Source organism: Lacunisphaera limnophila (assembly GCF_001746835.1).
GTDB lineage: Bacteria > Verrucomicrobiota > Verrucomicrobiia > Opitutales > Opitutaceae > Lacunisphaera > Lacunisphaera limnophila.
Map to the genome: position 1 here is coordinate 2,359,703 of NZ_CP016094.1, position 15,874 is coordinate 2,375,576.

General features: G+C 68.4%; 12 protein-coding genes. 6 read left to right on the forward strand and 6 right to left on the reverse strand.

The features are described from left to right. Positions 1-37: 37 nt before the first annotated feature. Genes Verru16B_RS09840 through Verru16B_RS09850 form a run of 3 tightly spaced genes read left to right on the forward strand, consistent with a single transcriptional unit; the run spans position 38 to position 3,427 of the window. Positions 38-1,297 (forward strand): beta-ketoacyl-[acyl-carrier-protein] synthase family protein, encoded by a 1,260-nt coding sequence (locus tag Verru16B_RS09840; protein WP_069962121.1) that lies wholly within the window; start codon positions 38-40, stop codon positions 1,295-1,297. A 5-nt stretch (positions 1,298-1,302) separates the two neighbouring features. Further along, entirely contained in the window at positions 1,303-2,136 is an 834-nt protein-coding gene (locus Verru16B_RS09845) for an SDR family NAD(P)-dependent oxidoreductase (RefSeq protein WP_069962122.1), read from the forward strand. 52 nt (positions 2,137-2,188) lie between these two features. After that, on the forward strand, positions 2,189-3,427 hold the full coding sequence (locus tag Verru16B_RS09850; protein ID WP_069962123.1) for a glycosyltransferase family protein: 1,239 nt from the start codon (positions 2,189-2,191) through the stop codon (positions 3,425-3,427). 120 nt (positions 3,428-3,547) lie between these two features. On the opposite strand, the gene Verru16B_RS09855 is transcribed toward Verru16B_RS09850, so the two are convergent. From Verru16B_RS09855 to leuC, 3 genes are all read right to left on the reverse strand, one after another. Further along, the gene (locus tag Verru16B_RS09855; protein ID WP_237023383.1) at positions 3,548-5,206 is read right to left on the reverse strand and encodes a glycoside hydrolase family 43 protein; all 1,659 of its coding nucleotides are present in this window, start codon (positions 5,204-5,206) and stop codon (positions 3,548-3,550) included. A gap of 165 nt (positions 5,207-5,371) precedes the next feature. After that, entirely contained in the window at positions 5,372-5,977 is a 606-nt protein-coding gene (gene leuD, locus Verru16B_RS09860; RefSeq protein ID WP_069962125.1) for a 3-isopropylmalate dehydratase small subunit, read from the reverse strand. Positions 5,978-6,078: 101 nt separating this feature from the next. Continuing rightward, a complete protein-coding gene (leuC, locus tag Verru16B_RS09865; protein WP_069962126.1) occupies positions 6,079-7,491 on the reverse strand; it encodes a 3-isopropylmalate dehydratase large subunit in 1,413 nt (470 codons plus the stop codon). 182 nt (positions 7,492-7,673) lie between these two features. Here leuC and Verru16B_RS19125 point away from each other — a divergent pair, with 182 nt between their 5' ends. The 3 genes from Verru16B_RS19125 (at position 7,674) to Verru16B_RS09880 (ending at position 11,167) form a co-directional block, all read left to right on the forward strand. Further along, positions 7,674-8,585, forward strand: a complete 912-nt coding sequence (locus Verru16B_RS19125; protein WP_069962127.1) for a LysR family transcriptional regulator — start codon at positions 7,674-7,676, stop codon at positions 8,583-8,585. 180 nt (positions 8,586-8,765) lie between these two features. Next, positions 8,766-9,977: a glycosyltransferase gene (locus Verru16B_RS09875; RefSeq protein WP_069962128.1), complete on the forward strand. Its 1,212-nt coding sequence runs from the start codon at positions 8,766-8,768 to the stop codon at positions 9,975-9,977. Between the two features lie 128 nt (positions 9,978-10,105). Further along, complete coding sequence (locus Verru16B_RS09880) at positions 10,106-11,167, forward strand: glycosyltransferase (RefSeq protein ID WP_069962129.1); 1,062 nt, start codon at positions 10,106-10,108, stop codon at positions 11,165-11,167. 31 nt (positions 11,168-11,198) lie between these two features. Here the strand turns inward: Verru16B_RS09880 and Verru16B_RS09885 are convergent, their stop codons facing one another. The 3 genes from Verru16B_RS09885 to Verru16B_RS09895 all read right to left on the reverse strand — a co-directional run bounded on the left by Verru16B_RS09885 (position 11,199) and on the right by Verru16B_RS09895 (position 15,874). After that, entirely contained in the window at positions 11,199-12,395 is a 1,197-nt protein-coding gene (locus Verru16B_RS09885) for an aminotransferase class I/II-fold pyridoxal phosphate-dependent enzyme (RefSeq protein ID WP_069962130.1), read from the reverse strand. Positions 12,396-12,482: 87 nt separating this feature from the next. Beyond that, positions 12,483-13,673 (reverse strand): glycosyltransferase, encoded by a 1,191-nt coding sequence (locus tag Verru16B_RS09890; RefSeq protein WP_069962131.1) that lies wholly within the window; start codon positions 13,671-13,673, stop codon positions 12,483-12,485. Further along, positions 13,670-15,874 (reverse strand): hypothetical protein, encoded by a 2,205-nt coding sequence (locus tag Verru16B_RS09895; RefSeq protein WP_069962132.1) that lies wholly within the window; start codon positions 15,872-15,874, stop codon positions 13,670-13,672. The genes Verru16B_RS09890 and Verru16B_RS09895 overlap by 4 nt, the downstream gene beginning before the upstream one ends.

A 15,874-nucleotide genomic window follows, 5' to 3' on the forward strand; every position in this document is an offset into this window, starting at 1 on the left:
TCCGTGCGATTCCGCGCGGAGGCGCAGCCTGACCCTCATGCGGAAAGTATACATCACCGGCGTCGGATTCATCACCAGTATCGGCAACGATGCCGCCACCGTGGCCGAAAGCCTGCGGGAACTGCGGCATGGAATCGTGCAATACCCGCCCTTCCAGAAGCCGGACATCCCGGTCAAGGTGGCGGCCCCGATCCGGGATTTCCAGACCGACACGACCGACCAGGAGGACTGGGTTTTCCCCGCCCGCTACCGCATCAAGCGCGAACTGCTGCGCGGCATGGCGCCCCACGGGGTTTACGCCTACTGCGCCATGCAGCAGGCCGTCGAGGATGCGAAGCTGACCGAGGCGGACATCTCCAATCCCGGTACCGGGCTTTACGCCGCCTCCGCCGGTTCACCCTTCCTGCTCGGCCACCACCTGGAGCGCATGCGCAAGGTGGGCGTGATGCGCTGCCCGCCCCTCGGCGTGGTCGCCTCGATCTCCGGCACGATCAATTTCAACCTCGTCTCGCACTTTCGCATCAAAGGCGCCTCGACGGGTTTCTCGTCGGCCTGCGCCTCGTCGGCGCACGCACTCGGTTTTGCCTATGACGAGATCGCGCTCGGCCGGCAGCAGCGCATGTTCGTGGTCGGGGCCGAGGATGGCAACGTCGAGAGCATCCTGCCCTTCGCGGGCATGCGCGCGCTATCGCTGCAGAGCGATCCCTCCGTGGCGTCGCGGCCCTTTGACGTGGCGCGGGATGGTTTTGTCGGCACCGGCGGCGCCACTGTGCTGGTGATGGAAAGCGAGGAGGAGGTGAACCGGCGCGGCGTTACCCCTTACGGCGAGGTGGCCGGCTGGGGGCAGGCCTCGGATGGCCACAATGTCGCGATCTCCCATCCCGAGGGCGAGGGCCTGCGCCTCGCCATCGAGAACGCCCTGAAATATGCCGAGGTCGCACCGGACGAGGTGGACTACGTGAACGCCCACGCGACCTCGACGCCGATTGGCGACATTTCGGAGACGAAGGCGCTCAAGGCCATCTTCAAGGGCAATCCCTCGCGACCGGCGGTCAGCAGCACCAAGGCCCTGACCGGCCACGGGCTGTCGCTGGCCGGCGCGATGGAAGCCGGATTCTGCGCCCTCGCCATGAAGGAGGGGTTTATTCCCGGCTCGGCCCACATCACGAACCTCGATCCCGCGTGCGCCGGGCTGAACATCATCCGCGCCACGCTCCCGCAGCGGCCCAACGTGGTGATGAGCAACAGCAGCGGCTTTGGCGGCGCCAACGTCTGCCTCGTGTTCCGGGCCGTCTGACGCGCATGAGCGCCGGCGCACTTTCCTCCCGCTACCGTTCGGCGTTCGTCACCGGCGCCAGCACGGGGCTGGGGCTGGCGTTCACCGAGATGCTGCTGGCCGAGGGGGTGGAGGTCTGGGGCACCGCGCGCGACGCGGCGCGCCTGGCCCCGCGGCCGGGGTTTCACCCGGTCACGCTCGATCTCACCGACGGGCCGGCGGCCGAGCAGGTTTTCCTGGCGGCGGACCGGGCGGCCGGCGGGTTCGACCTGGTGATCAACAACGCGGGCTTCGGCGCCTTCGGTTCGTTTGCGCACACCGACTTTGCGGTCTGGGAGCACCAATTCCAGGTGATGCTGGTGAACACGGCGCGGCTCAGTCACGCGGCCCTGCGCGGCCTGCGGGCGCGGCGGCGCGGCGCGTTGGTCAACATCTCGTCCATCGCCGGGGAGTTCGGGATGCCGTACCAAGCGGTGTACAATGCGGTGAAAGCGGGCCTGTCCGCCTTGAACGAGAGCCTCATGCAGGAAGTGAAGGACACGGGCGTCGCCGTGATTGATTTCCGACCGGGCGACTACCGCACGGATTTCGAGGGCTCGGTGCGGCGGCCTGAGCAATCCGGGCTCGAGGCGCGGGATGCCGGCCGCATGGCGCGCGCCTGGGCGGCCTTCGAGGCGATGATGCGCACGGGCCCCGCGCCGGCGCATGCGGCCGCGTCGTTGCGGCGGGCCTTGCTCCGCGGTCGCAGCGGCACCGTACGCACCGGCCGGTTCTTCCAGGCGGACCTCGGGCCGTTCCTGGCCCGGTTCGCCCCGCTGGGGTTGAAGCGGTGGATCCTGGAGAAATATTTTGGTTTATGAATCACTCCGGGCACCCCTTGTCGGCCGGTCGGTGTCAAGTTGCCCTCACCCCATGACGCGCGTCCGCATCCTTGTCCTCACCTCCAGCACCGGCGCCGGCCACGACACGCGGGCGCAGGCCTTTGCGGAGTGGTGCTTCGAGCTTTACCGGCACAACGTCGATGTACGGATCGAGCAGATGCTCGAGAAGTCCTCGGGGCTGTTCAGCCTGGGGGTGCGGTTCTACAACTGGATCCAGCAGAAATCCCCTTGGATCCACAAGGCCTTCTTCCTGCTGGTCGAGTTGCTCAGCCTGCTCAACCGCCGGTCGGTGGCGATTGGCCGGGGGTACTACGAGCAGGTGCTGCGGGAATACCGGCCGCACCTCGTGTTCAGCGTGCATGATTGCCTGAACCGCGGTTATTTCCAGACGGCGCGCCGGATCCTGGGCGCCGACAAGGTGCGGTGCGCCACCTATTGCGGCGAGTTTTCCGGCGGCTTCGGCTATAGCATCAACTGGGTGGAGCCCTCGGCCGATCTCTACATTTCGCGCACGGCCACGGCCCGGGACTATGCGGTGAAGCTGGGCATGCCGCCGGAGCGCACGCGGGTGCGGGGTTACCTCATGCAACCGCGGCAGCACCTCGGCTTCATGTCGCCCGCCGAGCGGCACGCGTACCTGGAGCACGAGCTCGAGCTGCGGCCCGACCGGTTCACGGTGTTCCTGGCGACCGGCGGCAACGGCGCCAACAACCACCTGAGCCTGCTGGAACAGCTGCTGCCGTTCGCCGACCGCGTGCAGGCGGTCGTCATCTGCGGCAAGAACCGCGAGGTGTACAACCAGGTGCTGCACTGGCGCATCGAGCATCCGCAGCTGCCCTGTTTCCTGGACGGTTACTCCGAGGCTGTGCACCTGCTCATGCAGGTCAGCGATGTGATCGTGACGCGCGGCGGCACGACCTCGTGTGCGAAAGCCCTGCATTTCCGGTGCCCGATCCTGTTCAATGCCATCGGCGGCGTCATGCCGCAGGAGTCGCTGACGGTGAAGTTCTTTAACCGCGGGGCCGGCGTGCCGCTGATCGACCGTCCCGCCGACCTCGGCCGGGTCGTCGCCGGCTGGCTGGCGGATCGCTCCAGCTACGTGCGTTTCCGGGACGATTTCCGTAATCTGCGTTATGAGGAGGATCCCACGCTGGTGATCACCGAGCTGGTGAACCTGGCGCAGGAGGTGGCCCACACGAACCATCGGCCCGGCCCGTTTCCGCAAAAGCCGCGGCGCCGCGCGGAGGAAGAGGGTGAGCCGATTTACTAGAGCGGCTTGATTTGAGCTGTGGCCGGGGTCGGGGACCGCGGCCCGTGCCGGTGCCTCGGTCGCGTTCGTCCGGGGTCAACGACCCCGGCTCCAGTATTGCTGAAACCGCGGCAGTCCGGTTCAGCCGGCGAAGGGGTCGGCGCGGTAGGGGCGCTCGCGGTATTCGAACCAGTCGAAGTCGGCGGGTTTCGCCGTGCCGGCCAGGTCCTGGCAGGCCACGCCGACGAAGGCGCCGGTGAAGTTGGCCAGGCCGGGAGACGTGGCCTCGTCGGAGAGGATGCTGGCATCGAACATCTGCGGCAGGCGTTGCCACGACCGGCCCGGGCCCTCGAGACGGTACGCGAAGAACAGGCGCTCCTCGTCCACCTCGACGCGCAGCTCGACGCGCCGGCCGGGGGGCAGGGCGATGGGGGCGGTGAAGGCGTCGGCCATGACGCCGTCCGGAATGGAGGTCATCACGCGCAGGTGTTTGCCGAGCGTCTCGTCATGCGAGAGATAGAGGTAATGGAACTTGGCGGCGCCGTAGTAGCAGACCAGGCCGGCGAGCTGTTGGAAATGCTCGGGCTCGAAGTCCACAACGGTCGAGGCGCTGTAGCAGTGGGCCTGCTGGCGGCGGGCGACGAGTGCCTGCTTGAACTGACTGCCGATCGTTTCACGGCCATAGAGCCGCAGGTGGCCGGGCCGGGCGGTGAGGCTGAAGAGTTCCTCGGGCCAGGGGGAGCGCAGCCACTGGAAGTCGATCGGCAGCTGGGGCGAGTCGAACTCGTGGCGGGCGGGCGCGGCCGGCCAGGGATGCGCCGGGAGATTCGGCGCGGGAGCACTGAGCTGGGGCAGGCCCTGACCATCGGTGGTGCGGGGCCAGCCATCGGGCCCCCAGACGAGGGGTTGGATGGCGGTTTCGCGGCCGAGGGTGCAGCGACCGCGGTTCTTGAGCGGGCGGCCGCAGAGGTAGGCAATCCAGGTCTGGCCGTCCTGGGTCTCGACCAGGTCGGCGTGGCCGGCGCGCTGGAGCGGGGCATCGGGCCGGTCACGGGCGGTGAGGACCGGGCCGTCGGGGTGCAGTTCGTAGGGACCGGTGAGCGAGCGCGAGCGACAGAGCGTGACCGCGTGGCCCCAGAACGTGCCGCCCTCGGCGGTGATGAGGTAGTACCAGCCGTCGCGCTTGTACAGGTGCGGTGCCTCGGTGAAGCCGAGCGGCGTGCCGGGGAAGATGTTCACGCGCGAGCCGAGGAGCTTGCGCTCTTTCGCCGAATATTCCTGCAGGACGATCCCGGCGAAGCGGTTGTGGCCGGGCCGGTGATCCCAGAGCTGGTTGACGAACCACTTGCGGCCGTCGTCATCGTGGAAGAGGGACGGGTCGAAGCCGCTGCTGTTCATGTACACGGGATCGGACCACTCGCCGTCGATGCGGTCGGCCGTGACGAGGTAGTTGTGGAAATCGCGCATCGCGGCGCCAGCGGTGCCGCCGCCGGAGGTGCGACCGTAGCGCTTCACGTCGGTGTAGATGAGCCAGAATTTGCCGTCGGCGTACGAGAGGCACGGGGCCCAGATGCCGCAGGAGTCCGGGTCGCCGAGCATGTTGAGCTGGCTGGGGCGGGAGAGTGGCCGGCAGAGGAGGCGCCAGTGGACGAGGTCGCGCGAGTGGTGGATCTGGACGCCGGGGTACCACTCGAAGGTGGAGGTGGCGATGTAGTAGTCGTCGCCGACGCGGAGGAGGGAAGGATCGGGGTTGAACCCCGGGAGGATGGGGTTGCGGATCGTCGGAGTGGGGTGGCTCACGGCAGAGACCTTTGACGCTGGGACGGACATCGCAAGGGCCGATGCCGTTATACCTTTAGCGCAGGGCGGCTGGACCGTCGGGACGGGCGGGCATGAAAAAGGCGCGGCCGGGGGGCCGCGCCGATGGGAGGGCAAGGTGGGTTGGTAGAGATCCCGCCCGACAGATCAAGCCGCCAAATAAGGGAGCTTCTTGGCTGTTTCCTTCACGGCGGGGACGCCGTCGAGGAGTTCGCCGATGGCGTCCCAGCGGCCGTTGATCAGGGCGTCGCGGGCGGATTCGCGCTGGGCGATTTTGACGGTCTGGCCGGCGAAGCGGACCTCCAGCTTCACGAGGTCGATGGTGACCTCGGTGGCGGGATTCTGGTCCACGGCGGCGGCGATCTTGGCGATGTCCTCGCGGGCGGCGGTGACGCAGGGCATGCCGAGGGTGGTGCTGTTGCCGAAGAAAATCTCGGCGTAGCTTTCAGCGATGATGGCCCGGAAGCCGTATTTCTGGATGGCCTGCGGGGCGTGCTCGCGGGAGGAGCCGCAGCCGAAGTTGGCGCCGGAAAGGAGCACGGTGGCGCCCTGGTAACGCGGCTGGTTGAGCGGGTGGTCGGTGGTCGCGCCGGTCGCGGGATCGTTGCGGACGTCGTTGAAGAGGTAGGCGCCGAGACCGTCGAAGGTGACGCACTTCATGAAGCGCGCCGGGATGATGCGGTCGGTGTCGATGTCGTTGCCGACGACGGGAACGGCGCGGCCGGTGACGGAGGTGATTTTAGCGAGGGCCATGGGGATGAAGGAGTGAGTAGCGAGTAGTGGGTAGCGAGTAGGATGAGGGCGTTGACGGCGGGATGCTCGCTAGTCGCTACTCACTACTCGCTACGGTGAATTTAGTTTACGGCGAAGACCTCGCGGGCGTCGGCGACGGTGCCGGTGACGGCGGCGGCGGCGACCATGACCGGGCTCATGAGGACGGTGCGGCCGGTGGGGGAGCCCTGGCGGCCCTTGAAGTTGCGGTTGGAGGAGCTGGCGCAGAGTTGGTCGCCGATGAGCTTGTCGGGGTTCATCGCGAGGCACATGGAGCAGCCGGCGGCGCGCCACTCGAAGCCGGCCTCGCTGAGCACCTTGTCGATGCCTTCCTTCTCGCACTGGAGGGCGACGATCTGCGAGCCCGGGACGGCGATGGCCTTGACGCCGGCGGCGACCTTGCGGCCCTTGATGTATTTGGCGACCTCGCGGAAGTCGGAGAGGCGGCCGTTGGTGCAGGAGCCGAGGAAGGCGACGTCGATCCGGGTGCCCTTGATCGGCTGGCCGGCGGGCAGCTTCATGTAGGCGAGGGCCTCGATGATGCCGGCCTTGTCGTCGGCCGAGGTGGCGGTCTCGGGGCTGGGGATGTTCTCCACGATGGAGATGCCCTGGCCGGGGTTGATGCCCCAGGTGACGGTCGGGGCGATGCTGGCCGCGTCGATCTTGACGACATCGTCGTAGGTCGCGCCCGGGTCGGAGGCGAAGGACTTCCAGCTCGCGACGGCGGCGTCCCACGCGGCGCCGGTGGGCGAGTAGGGGCGGCCCTTGAGGTAGGCGAAGGTGGTCTCGTCGGGATTGACGTAGCCGACGCGGGCGCCGCCCTCGATGGACATGTTGCACACGGTCATGCGCTCCTCCATGGAGAAGCCATCGAAGGTGGAGCCGGCGTATTCGTAGGCGAAGCCGGTGCCGCCGTTCACGCCGAGCTGGCGGATGATGTGGAGAATGACGTCCTTGGCGTAGACGCCAGGGCGGAGTTTGCCGTTAACCTCGATGCGACGGACCTTGAGGCGGCCGAGGGCCATGGTCTGGGTGGCGAGGACGTCGCGCACCTGGCTGGTGCCGATGCCGAAAGCGATGGCGCCGAACGCACCGTGGGTGGAGGTGTGGGAATCGCCGCAGGCGATGGTGGTGCCGGGCTGGGTGATGCCCTGCTCGGGGCCGACGATGTGCACGATGCCCTGCTTGCCGGTGGCGCGGTCAAAGAAGGTGATGCCGAACTCCTTCGTGCTGCGGCGGAGCTCGTCCATCATGGCCTGGGCGAGGTCGTCCTTGTAGGGTTCGACGAGCTCGTTGGTCGGGATGATGTGGTCCACCGTGGCGAAGGTGCGGTGGGGCATGAGGACCTTGAGGCCGAGGTCGCGCAGCATGCCGAAGGCCTGGGGCGAGGTGACCTCGTGGATGAGGTGGGTGCCGATGAGGAGCTGGGTCTGGCCGTTGGCGAGCTGGCGGACGGCGTGGGCGTCCCAGACTTTCTGGAAGAGGGATTGGGGCATGGGAGTGGTGACAGTGAGAGTGGCGGTGAAAGGGAGAAACCTTCCGCGGATTACACGGATGAGCGCAGATAAAAGCCAGATTGCTTTGGGTATCCGCGTGCATCCGCGGGCTCCGCGGGGAATCGAAGCGGGAGAGTAGCAGATTCTTGCCATAACCAGAAATACTTGTTTCGTGCTCTGTGATGCCTCGAGAGTATCAGTATCCCTTTGAACTCCGGCACCTCGTGGGTTTTCGCGAGGTGGCGCGGCAGCTGCATTTTCGGAAGGCGGCGGAGACGCTGGCGGTGGCGCAGCCGGCCTTGTCGAGGACCATCGCGCAGTTGGAGCAGGCGATGGGGGTGGATCTGCTGAACCGGACGCGGCGCAAGGTCGAGCTGACGGCGGCCGGGCGGGCCTTTTTGGAGCGGATCGAGCCGTTGTTGCGGGCGTTGGCGGCGGTGCCGGCGGACATCCAGGCGCTGGCGGGCGGGCAGGCGGGGCATGTGCGGGTGGCCTTCACCGGTCTGGCCATGGCGACGGTGCTGCCGGGCATCCTGCGCGAATTCAACCGGCGCTATCCCGGCATCAAGGTGGAGTTGAACGAGTCGCCGACCTCGGCCCAGCTCGAGTCGTTGAAGTCGGGCGAGATCGCCTGCGGCTTTTTCCATCCGGACGCCGCATCCTCGCCCGGGCTTTCCACCCAGGTGTTGTTGCAGGAGAAGAACGGCGTGTTGCTGCCGGCGGAGCATCCGCTGGCGAAGGCAAAAAAACTGCGGCTCCGTGATTTGGCCGGTACGCCGTTTGTGATGTTTCCCCGGGCGCACAATCCGGGGTTTTATGACCGGGTGCTGGCCGCGTTCCAGCAGGCGGGGGTGACCCCGCGGATTGCCGATGAGGTGTGGCCGCGGGCCAATGCCATCGGCTTGGTGCGCGCGGGGCTGGGGGCGACCTTCATGGCGCCGTCGGAGGCGAAGCAGTTGCCGGACGAGGTGGCGTTCCGGCCGATCGACGGGCCGGCGCCGGAGAGCCGGCTGGTGCTGGGGTGGCGGAAGGACGCGCCGGCGGATCCGGCGCTGGGGGCGTTCCTCGTCGTGGCGGGGGCCGCCACGGCTTGAACGCGGCATGCCGTTTTGTCCAAACATGACCGAAAACCAATCAGCCGGAATAGCGCCGAAGCACGGAAGGGCCGAAGCACGTAATGGGCTTCCTGTGTTTCCGCCCATTCGCGCTTCTGCGATTGGGCCGGGCTTGGAGCTTGGAAATTTCCCGTGGGCTGAAATTAATCTCTTCCCGGTTTGAGCTCTCCCCGTTCCATCGTCCTCCTGTTCACCACGTTTCCGAAGACCTCGGAGACCTTCCTGCAGCGGGATGTGGCGGCGTTGCAGGCCAAGGGGCTGAATTTGAAGCTGTATTCGCTCTGGGGTGGGGGCGGGGAGTTCCGCGGGCTGCCGGTGCGAAGCTTCAACAAGTGGCGGCTGGTGCCGCTGTTCCTGTTTGAAATCCCGTGGCAGTGCGTGCGGCGGCCGCGGTTGATCCGCGACCTGTTCGAAGGGGTGTGCACGCGGGCGGCGCCGTCGTTCCTGAATTTCTGGGAGAACATGCTCGGGGCGGGTTATGCCGGTTGTTTTTACCGGGAGCTGCAGCGGGATCCGCCGGCACTCATCCACGGGGCCTGGGCCGGTGCGCCGGCGACGGCCGGCTGGGTGCTGTGGCGGATGTTCGGCTGGAAGTACAGCTGCGGGGCGCATGCCTACGACATCTACGAGCATGGCGGCGACTGGTGGCTGCTGGAGAAGCTGCGGCACGCGCGTTTCATTCATGCCTCGACCGAGACCGGACGGCGCGAGCTGGTGGACCGTGGGGTGCCGGTGGACCGGATCCGCGTCATCCGCCGCGGGCTGGCGGAGTTTCCGGCGTTCAAGCCCCTGCGGCCGGACCGCACGCCGTTGCGGCTGGTTTGCGTGGCGCGGCTTGTGGCCAAGAAGGGGCTCGATCACCAGCTGCGGATCTATGCCGCGCTGCAGGCGGCCGGTTTTGCCTTCGAGGCGCGGATTATCGGCGACGGCCCGCTGGAGGCCTCGCTGCGGGAGCTCGCGGCGCAGCTGGGGTTGGGCGACTGCGTGACGTTCTTGGGCCGGCTGGAGCAACCCCGGGTGTGGGAGCAGCTGGCGTGGGCGGACGTGCTGTTGCATACGGGCGTGGTGGCGCCGAGCGGTGACCGCGATGGTCTGCCGAACGTGATTCCGGAGGCGATGTCCGCCGGCGTGCTGGTCGTGACCTCACCGGTGTCGGCCACGACCGAGGCGGTGGCGCAGGAGCGCACCGGCCTCGTGGCCGATGTGGACCTGCCGCTGGCGTGGCAGGTGGCGTTGCAGCGGTTGGCGACGGACGACGGGCTGGCCGAGCGCTTGCGCGGCGCGGCGCGTCGCTGGGTCGAAGAGAATTACAACGCCCACCGTAACACGGACCGGCTGGTCGAATGCTTTCAGGAGGCGATGACGGAATGATTGCCCCGCCCAAGACTTTTTTGCCCCGGATTACACCGATGAGCCCGGATGAACGAGCCGGAATCACGATGAGCCCCTGCAGGATTGAATCCGTGGTGATCCGTGCCATCCATGGCTAACCCTGGCCTATGATTTATTACGACACCACCAAGATGGGGGCGGCGCGGCACCGGTCGGGGCTGATGCGGTTGAGCTCGCGCATCCGCGAGGAGCTGGGGTCGGTGGTCACGGAGGTGGCGTGGGACGGGAAGCGGCGGGGCTTCACGACCGGGGAGCCGCGGGTGCCGGTGAGCTTCAAGCGCGACGACTGGTTGCTGACAGTGGAGCAGTTCTGCGAGGCGGACCGACCGGGTTTCCGGGATTTCGTGGCGCGGCCGCCGTGCCGGCTGGCGGCGATGTTTCATGACGCGATCCCGGTGCGGTGGCCGCACATCACGTGGCCGCAGAGCGTGCGCCGGCATCCGGAATACATGAAGCTATTGGCGGGTTTTGACCGAACCTGGGCGATCTCGGAAGCGACGCGACGGGATTTCACGGAGTTCTGGGCCTGGCAGGGTGTGACGCCCAAGGCGCCGACGGAGGTCATCGTGCTCGGGGCGGATTTTGACGGCGGGCACCGGGTGCAGCGCGACCCGCTGATCCCGCGGGGCCGGCCGGCGTTGTTGGGCGTGGGCATAGTCGAGCCGCGCAAGAACCAGGCGTTCCTGCTGGATGTGGCGGAGGCCCTGTGGCGCGACGGTCTCGATTTTGAATTGCACCTCGTCGGGCGGGTGAATCCGCATTTCGGCCGGCCGGTCGAGGCGCGCATGAAGGCGCTGCAGAAGCGGGAAACGCGGTTTCAGTTTCACGCCTCGGCGGGCGACCGCGAGCTGGGCCGGTTGTACGCCGCGGCGCGGGCGGTGGTGTTCCCGACGATCGCGGAGGGTTGCGGCCTGCCGTTGCTGGAGGCGCTGTGGCGCGGCGTGCCCTGTGTGGCGAGCGACCTGCCGGTGCTGCGCGAGAATGCGGACGGGGGCGGCTGCCTGCTGGCGGCAGTCAACGACGCGGGAGACTGGGCGGCGAAATTGCGCACGGTGCTGACCGACGAGGCGGAGAACCGGCGCCTGCAGCGGGAGGCGATGGCCCGGCCTCTGCCGCGGTGGATCAACACGGCGCAGGCGTTGCGGGCCGCGTTGTGCGCGACCTCCTGAGGCGGGGTTCGGAGACCCCGCCCTACCGCGGTCACATTTGCTTCACCGCGTAGGCCATGGCGGCGGCGATCTTCTCGAGATCCTCGTCGCTGTGGAGGGCGGAGACGGCGGTGCGGATCAGGTCCTTGCCGGGGGGCACGGCGGGGGCGATGGACATGACGGTGAACACGCCCTGGTCGAGGAGGGCGTTCCAGAAGCGGTAGACGAGTTCCTTCGAGCCGAGCACGATCGGCACGGCGGGGGTCTCGCTTTCCCAGATGTCGAGGCCGAGGCCCTTGAGCATCTCGCGGTAGCGCTTGGTGTTTTTCCAGAGGCGCTCGAGGTGCTGCGGCTCGCTCTGCATCAGGTCGAGGGAGGCGGAGGCGGTGGCGGCCATGGCGGGGCTGATGGCGGCGCTGAAGAGGGTCTGGCGGGAGTTGGTGCGCAGGTAATCGATCATCGCGCGCGAGCCGGCGACGAAGCCGCCGGTGCTGGCGAGGGATTTGGACAAGGAGCCGCAGACCAGGTCGACCTGGTCGCCGAGCTTGAAGTGGTCCACGGTGCCGCGGCCCTGGCGGCCGAGCACGCCGATGCCGTGGGCGTCGTCGAGGACGGTGAAGCAGCCGTGTTCCTCACCGATCTGCGCGAGTTCGGGCAGGCGGCAGATGTGACCCTCCATCGAGTAGACGCCCTCCACGACCAGCATCTTGGGGGTGTTGTGCGGCAGGCCCTTGAGGATGGCACGGAGATCCTCGGGGTTGTTGTGGCTGAAGCGCTCGACGGTGGCCATCGACAGGCGGGTCGCGTCGACGAGGCAGGAGTGGATGTTCTTGTCGGCGAGGATGAGATCGCCCTTCTGGGCGAAAGAGGCGACGGCCGAGCAGCAGGAGATGTAGCCGGCGACGCTCACATGGCAGGCCTCGCGGCCGAGGAAGGCGGCGATTTTCTCCTCGAGCTCCACGTGATAGGAGCGGGAGCCGTTGGAGATGCGCGCGCCGGTGGTGCTCGTGCCCCAGACCTTGGCGGCCCCGCCGCAGGCCTCAATCACCTTGGGGTGGAACGAGAGTCCGAGGTAATCATTGCTCGACAGCATGATCATGTCGCGGCCGTTCAGGCGGATGCGGGTGCCTGACTGCGACTCCATGGCATGGTAGTACGGCTTGTACTTCAGGCGCATCTTCGTCGCGTAGTCGTCCTGGGCGCGCTCGATGATGGCTTTCTTGGACTTGGAGAAGAGGGACAGGGCCATGGAATTGTCGGGGGAATAGACGGCAGCCCCGGGGCCTTAGCAACCGCAAAGCCACCTGCGTCAGGACGCGGCGGCGGGCCCGTGGGCTCAGGGCCGGCGGGGCAGCGTCGCCATCCAGGCGGTGAAATCCGCGGCATATTCCGGCCAGGTCCGGAGGTGCCGGGCGCGGGCGGCGGCGGCCAGACGTGCCAGTTCGGCCGGTTGTTGGAGGAGGCGCCGGATGGCGGAGGTGAGAGCCGGGGCGTCCACCGTGTCGAGTGGCACGCAGCCGCCGCCGTGCGCGGACTCGCCGAGGGCGCCGCGGCCGGAGCACACGCAGGGTTTGCCGTGTTGCAGGCTCTCGAGCACGGGCATGCCGAAACCCTCGATCAAGGACGGATAGACGGTGAAGGCGCAGCCGCGGTAGGCGTCGTGCAGCGCGGCCTCCGGGACGGAGCCATTGAAACGGAGGGGCCGGCCGGCCGCTTGCAGCTCGGTGATGCGGGTGAGGGCGGCGGCCGCGGTGTCGGGGCGCGCCATGCCGACGAGGTGCAGTTCAAAATCGAGGCCCTCGTCCCAGAGGGTCGCGCACGCCTCGAGCAGGGCCAGGTGGTTTTTGCGGCCCTCGATGGTGCAGACGCAAAGGAGGGTGGGGCGCGCGCCGGCGGGGGTGGGGACGGAGGTGGGGTCGGTGTGGGCGCGATCGATGGCCAGCGGGAGGGCGTGAACCGGCGGCAGCTGGGTCACCCCGAGCCAGCGCCAGTAGTCGCGCAGCGCGGTGGCGGAGTCCTCGGAGATCGCGGCCACGCCATCGAAGAGCAACAGCTCGCGCAGGTAGGCCGGGAAGCGGGCGACGGTGCCGGGCGGGGTGAGTTCGGGAAACTTGAGGGGGATGGCGTCGTAGAAGATGGCGACGCGCGGACCGGGCACGGCGGCCAGCAGTTCGGGCAGGTGGGCGCCGACCTTGGCGGAGAAGAGCTCCGGACAGATGAGTCCGGCCGCGGCCGGCAGGGCGGGGCGGGCGCCGATCCACCGGCGCGTGGCCCCGGAGATTTTCTGGGCCAGGGTCCACTTGGCGCCGCGGGATTTTCCGGTGCCACCGGAGCGGTCCGTGAGCACGGCCTGCTCACCGGGGCCGAGGGGGCGCCAGCCGATCAGGTGTGGGTCGTAGCAGACCGGGGCGACCGGGCGAGTGGCGGCGAGTTCGACGAAGAAGGTCCGGCACACCCGCTGGATGCCGGTCTGCGCCGAGGTGTGGCTCGTGTGGGAGGCATCAAAGAGCAAGGGAGCGCGGTTCATGGGGCGTCCTCGATGCGGAGTCCGCGCACCTGAAAGGTCGCGGGCCCCGGGGGCTCGCCGGCGGAGGTGAAATGCAGGGAAAGCTGGTTGACCACGGAGGGGATCAGCGGGAGGCGGACCGCCCAGGGCGGCGGGCCGGCAAGTTCCGTGGTGAAGTCCGGGTGGCCCGCGGCCCGGCGGGCCACCGCCCACCTGCCGGTGAGGGTGCTGTCGCGTGGGCGCGGGGTGAGGGTGAGCAGCAGGTGGGCGGCGGAGTGCGGCTCGATCTCGAGCGTGATGGAACCGGAGGCGTTGTCCGGCGGGCCGTTGAGCGGTTGCACGCCGTCCATGGCCAGCACCCGGTTGCGCTTTTGCAGCAGGGTGAACTCGCGGCCGGTGAGGAGGCGCGGCGTGTTGGCGTCGAAGGTGTCGGCCCACAACCGGCTGACCAGGTAGGCGGCGGGGGCGGGCATGTCGGGGTGGAGCTCGGTGTGCACGCCGTTGCGCAGGTAGCCGCCGTTCTCCTCGCCGCGGGCCGCGTAGTAGAGATGGCTGTCGCGGAGGAAATAGGCCGCCCACATGCCGTGGAAGAAGGCCATGCGGAAGGTGGCGGGCTCGACCAGCACGGTTTTCCCGCGGAGGGTCTCGCCGGCCAGTTCGCGCAGCTTGAACCAGTCGGCGGAGATGACCTTGCGGTCGCTCCACTTGTAGCCCTCGCGGAATTCCATGGCGGTGGCGAAGACGAGGAAGGCGGCCAGGCCGGCGAGCCCGGCGGTGGTGAGGCGGCGCCAGATAACGGGGCCGGTGGCGCGGGCGCGGTTCAAGCCGTCGAGCACGGCGGCGGGAAAGGCCATGCCGAAGAACACGCCGGCGAACTGCACGCTCTTCTGCCAGCCGTAGGAGAAGTCGTGGATCAAGGTGTAGCCGATGAGCAGGAGGGTGCTGGCGAAAACGGCCGCCAGGCCGAAGCGGTCACGGGCGAAGCGGAACATGCAGCCGAGCCCCACGACGATCGCGAGGGAGAGCGGCCAGCCAAGCCAGGGGCCCAGGTCCCGGGCGGCGCCCACGGAGAGCGTGGCGAGGGCGGGCAGGTATTCCGCGACGACGAGCGGGTTGAAGAGATTGGCCCAGTTGGTGTCAGCCCGGGCAATGGCGAGGGAGGCCATGAAGCCATGCACGGCGCGAAGGGTGGAGGCGGCATTCAGCAGGAAGCCGAGGATGATGGCGGAGGCGACCAGCGCGGCCGGGCGCCAGGCGGCGCGGGGACCGGTGACAACCCAGTGGCGGAGCCACAGCAGGCCGGCCGGCAGCAGGACGAAGGGGACCATCTCGGGATAGGCGCACAGGAGGCCGTGGAGCGAGAGCAGGATCAGGAGCAGCCAGCCGGTGGCGGGGGCGCGGCCCGCGGGGGCGGTGAGGGCGCGGGCGGTGGCGATCACGAGCGTGGCGCCGGCGAGCGCCCCGAGGAGGTTCGGGAGGTTGGAGTTCCCGAAGAAAAAGGTGAAGACCGGCTGGAGACAGACGAGGGCGGCGGCGATGGGCCGGGCCGACAGCGGACCGTAGAACGTGCGAAGGCCGAGCCACGCGAGGGCGACCCACGCGAACTGCAGGCTGGCCGTGGCGTAGAGGAAGAGCTTGAGGGGCGAGACGCCGACCACCGACGAGAGCATCGCGAGGAGGCCCTCGGCGCCCATGCGGCCCCAGTCGGGTTTCCAGCCGATGATGGCCGGCGTCGCATTGGTGAGCGGCTGCGTCGGGCTGAGCACCGGCCGGTCCATGTAGGTATTCCGCTTCAGGTGTTCCGCGCCGGAGATCCAGAAGAAGCTGTCGTGGTTGCTGGTGCCGTCGTAGAAAAGGGCCGTGGGATGGTGGAGCACGGGCCAGAGGAGGCAGGCGAAGAACAGGCCGCTGGCGGCGAGCACCGGACCCTGCCGGGCGCGCCAGGCCGCGGTTATGTCGCGGACGAGCGCGCGGCGGAGGGCCGGCACGAGCACGGGGAGGAGGGCGGTCGAGAGGCAGGCATAGGCCCAGAGGCCCGCGAGCGGGTGGAAAAAATTGATGGCCGCAACGGCGGCGAGGGCGGTCACCAGGCCGGCGGGCAACGCCAGCGCCAGTCGTTCCAGCGGGGTTTCCGCCGTGAGCAGCCCGGCCACCCAGTAGCCCGTCAGGATCAGGCCGGCGGGCAGCGCGAGGAGGATGAGCAGGCCTTCAAGCTGGTTCAT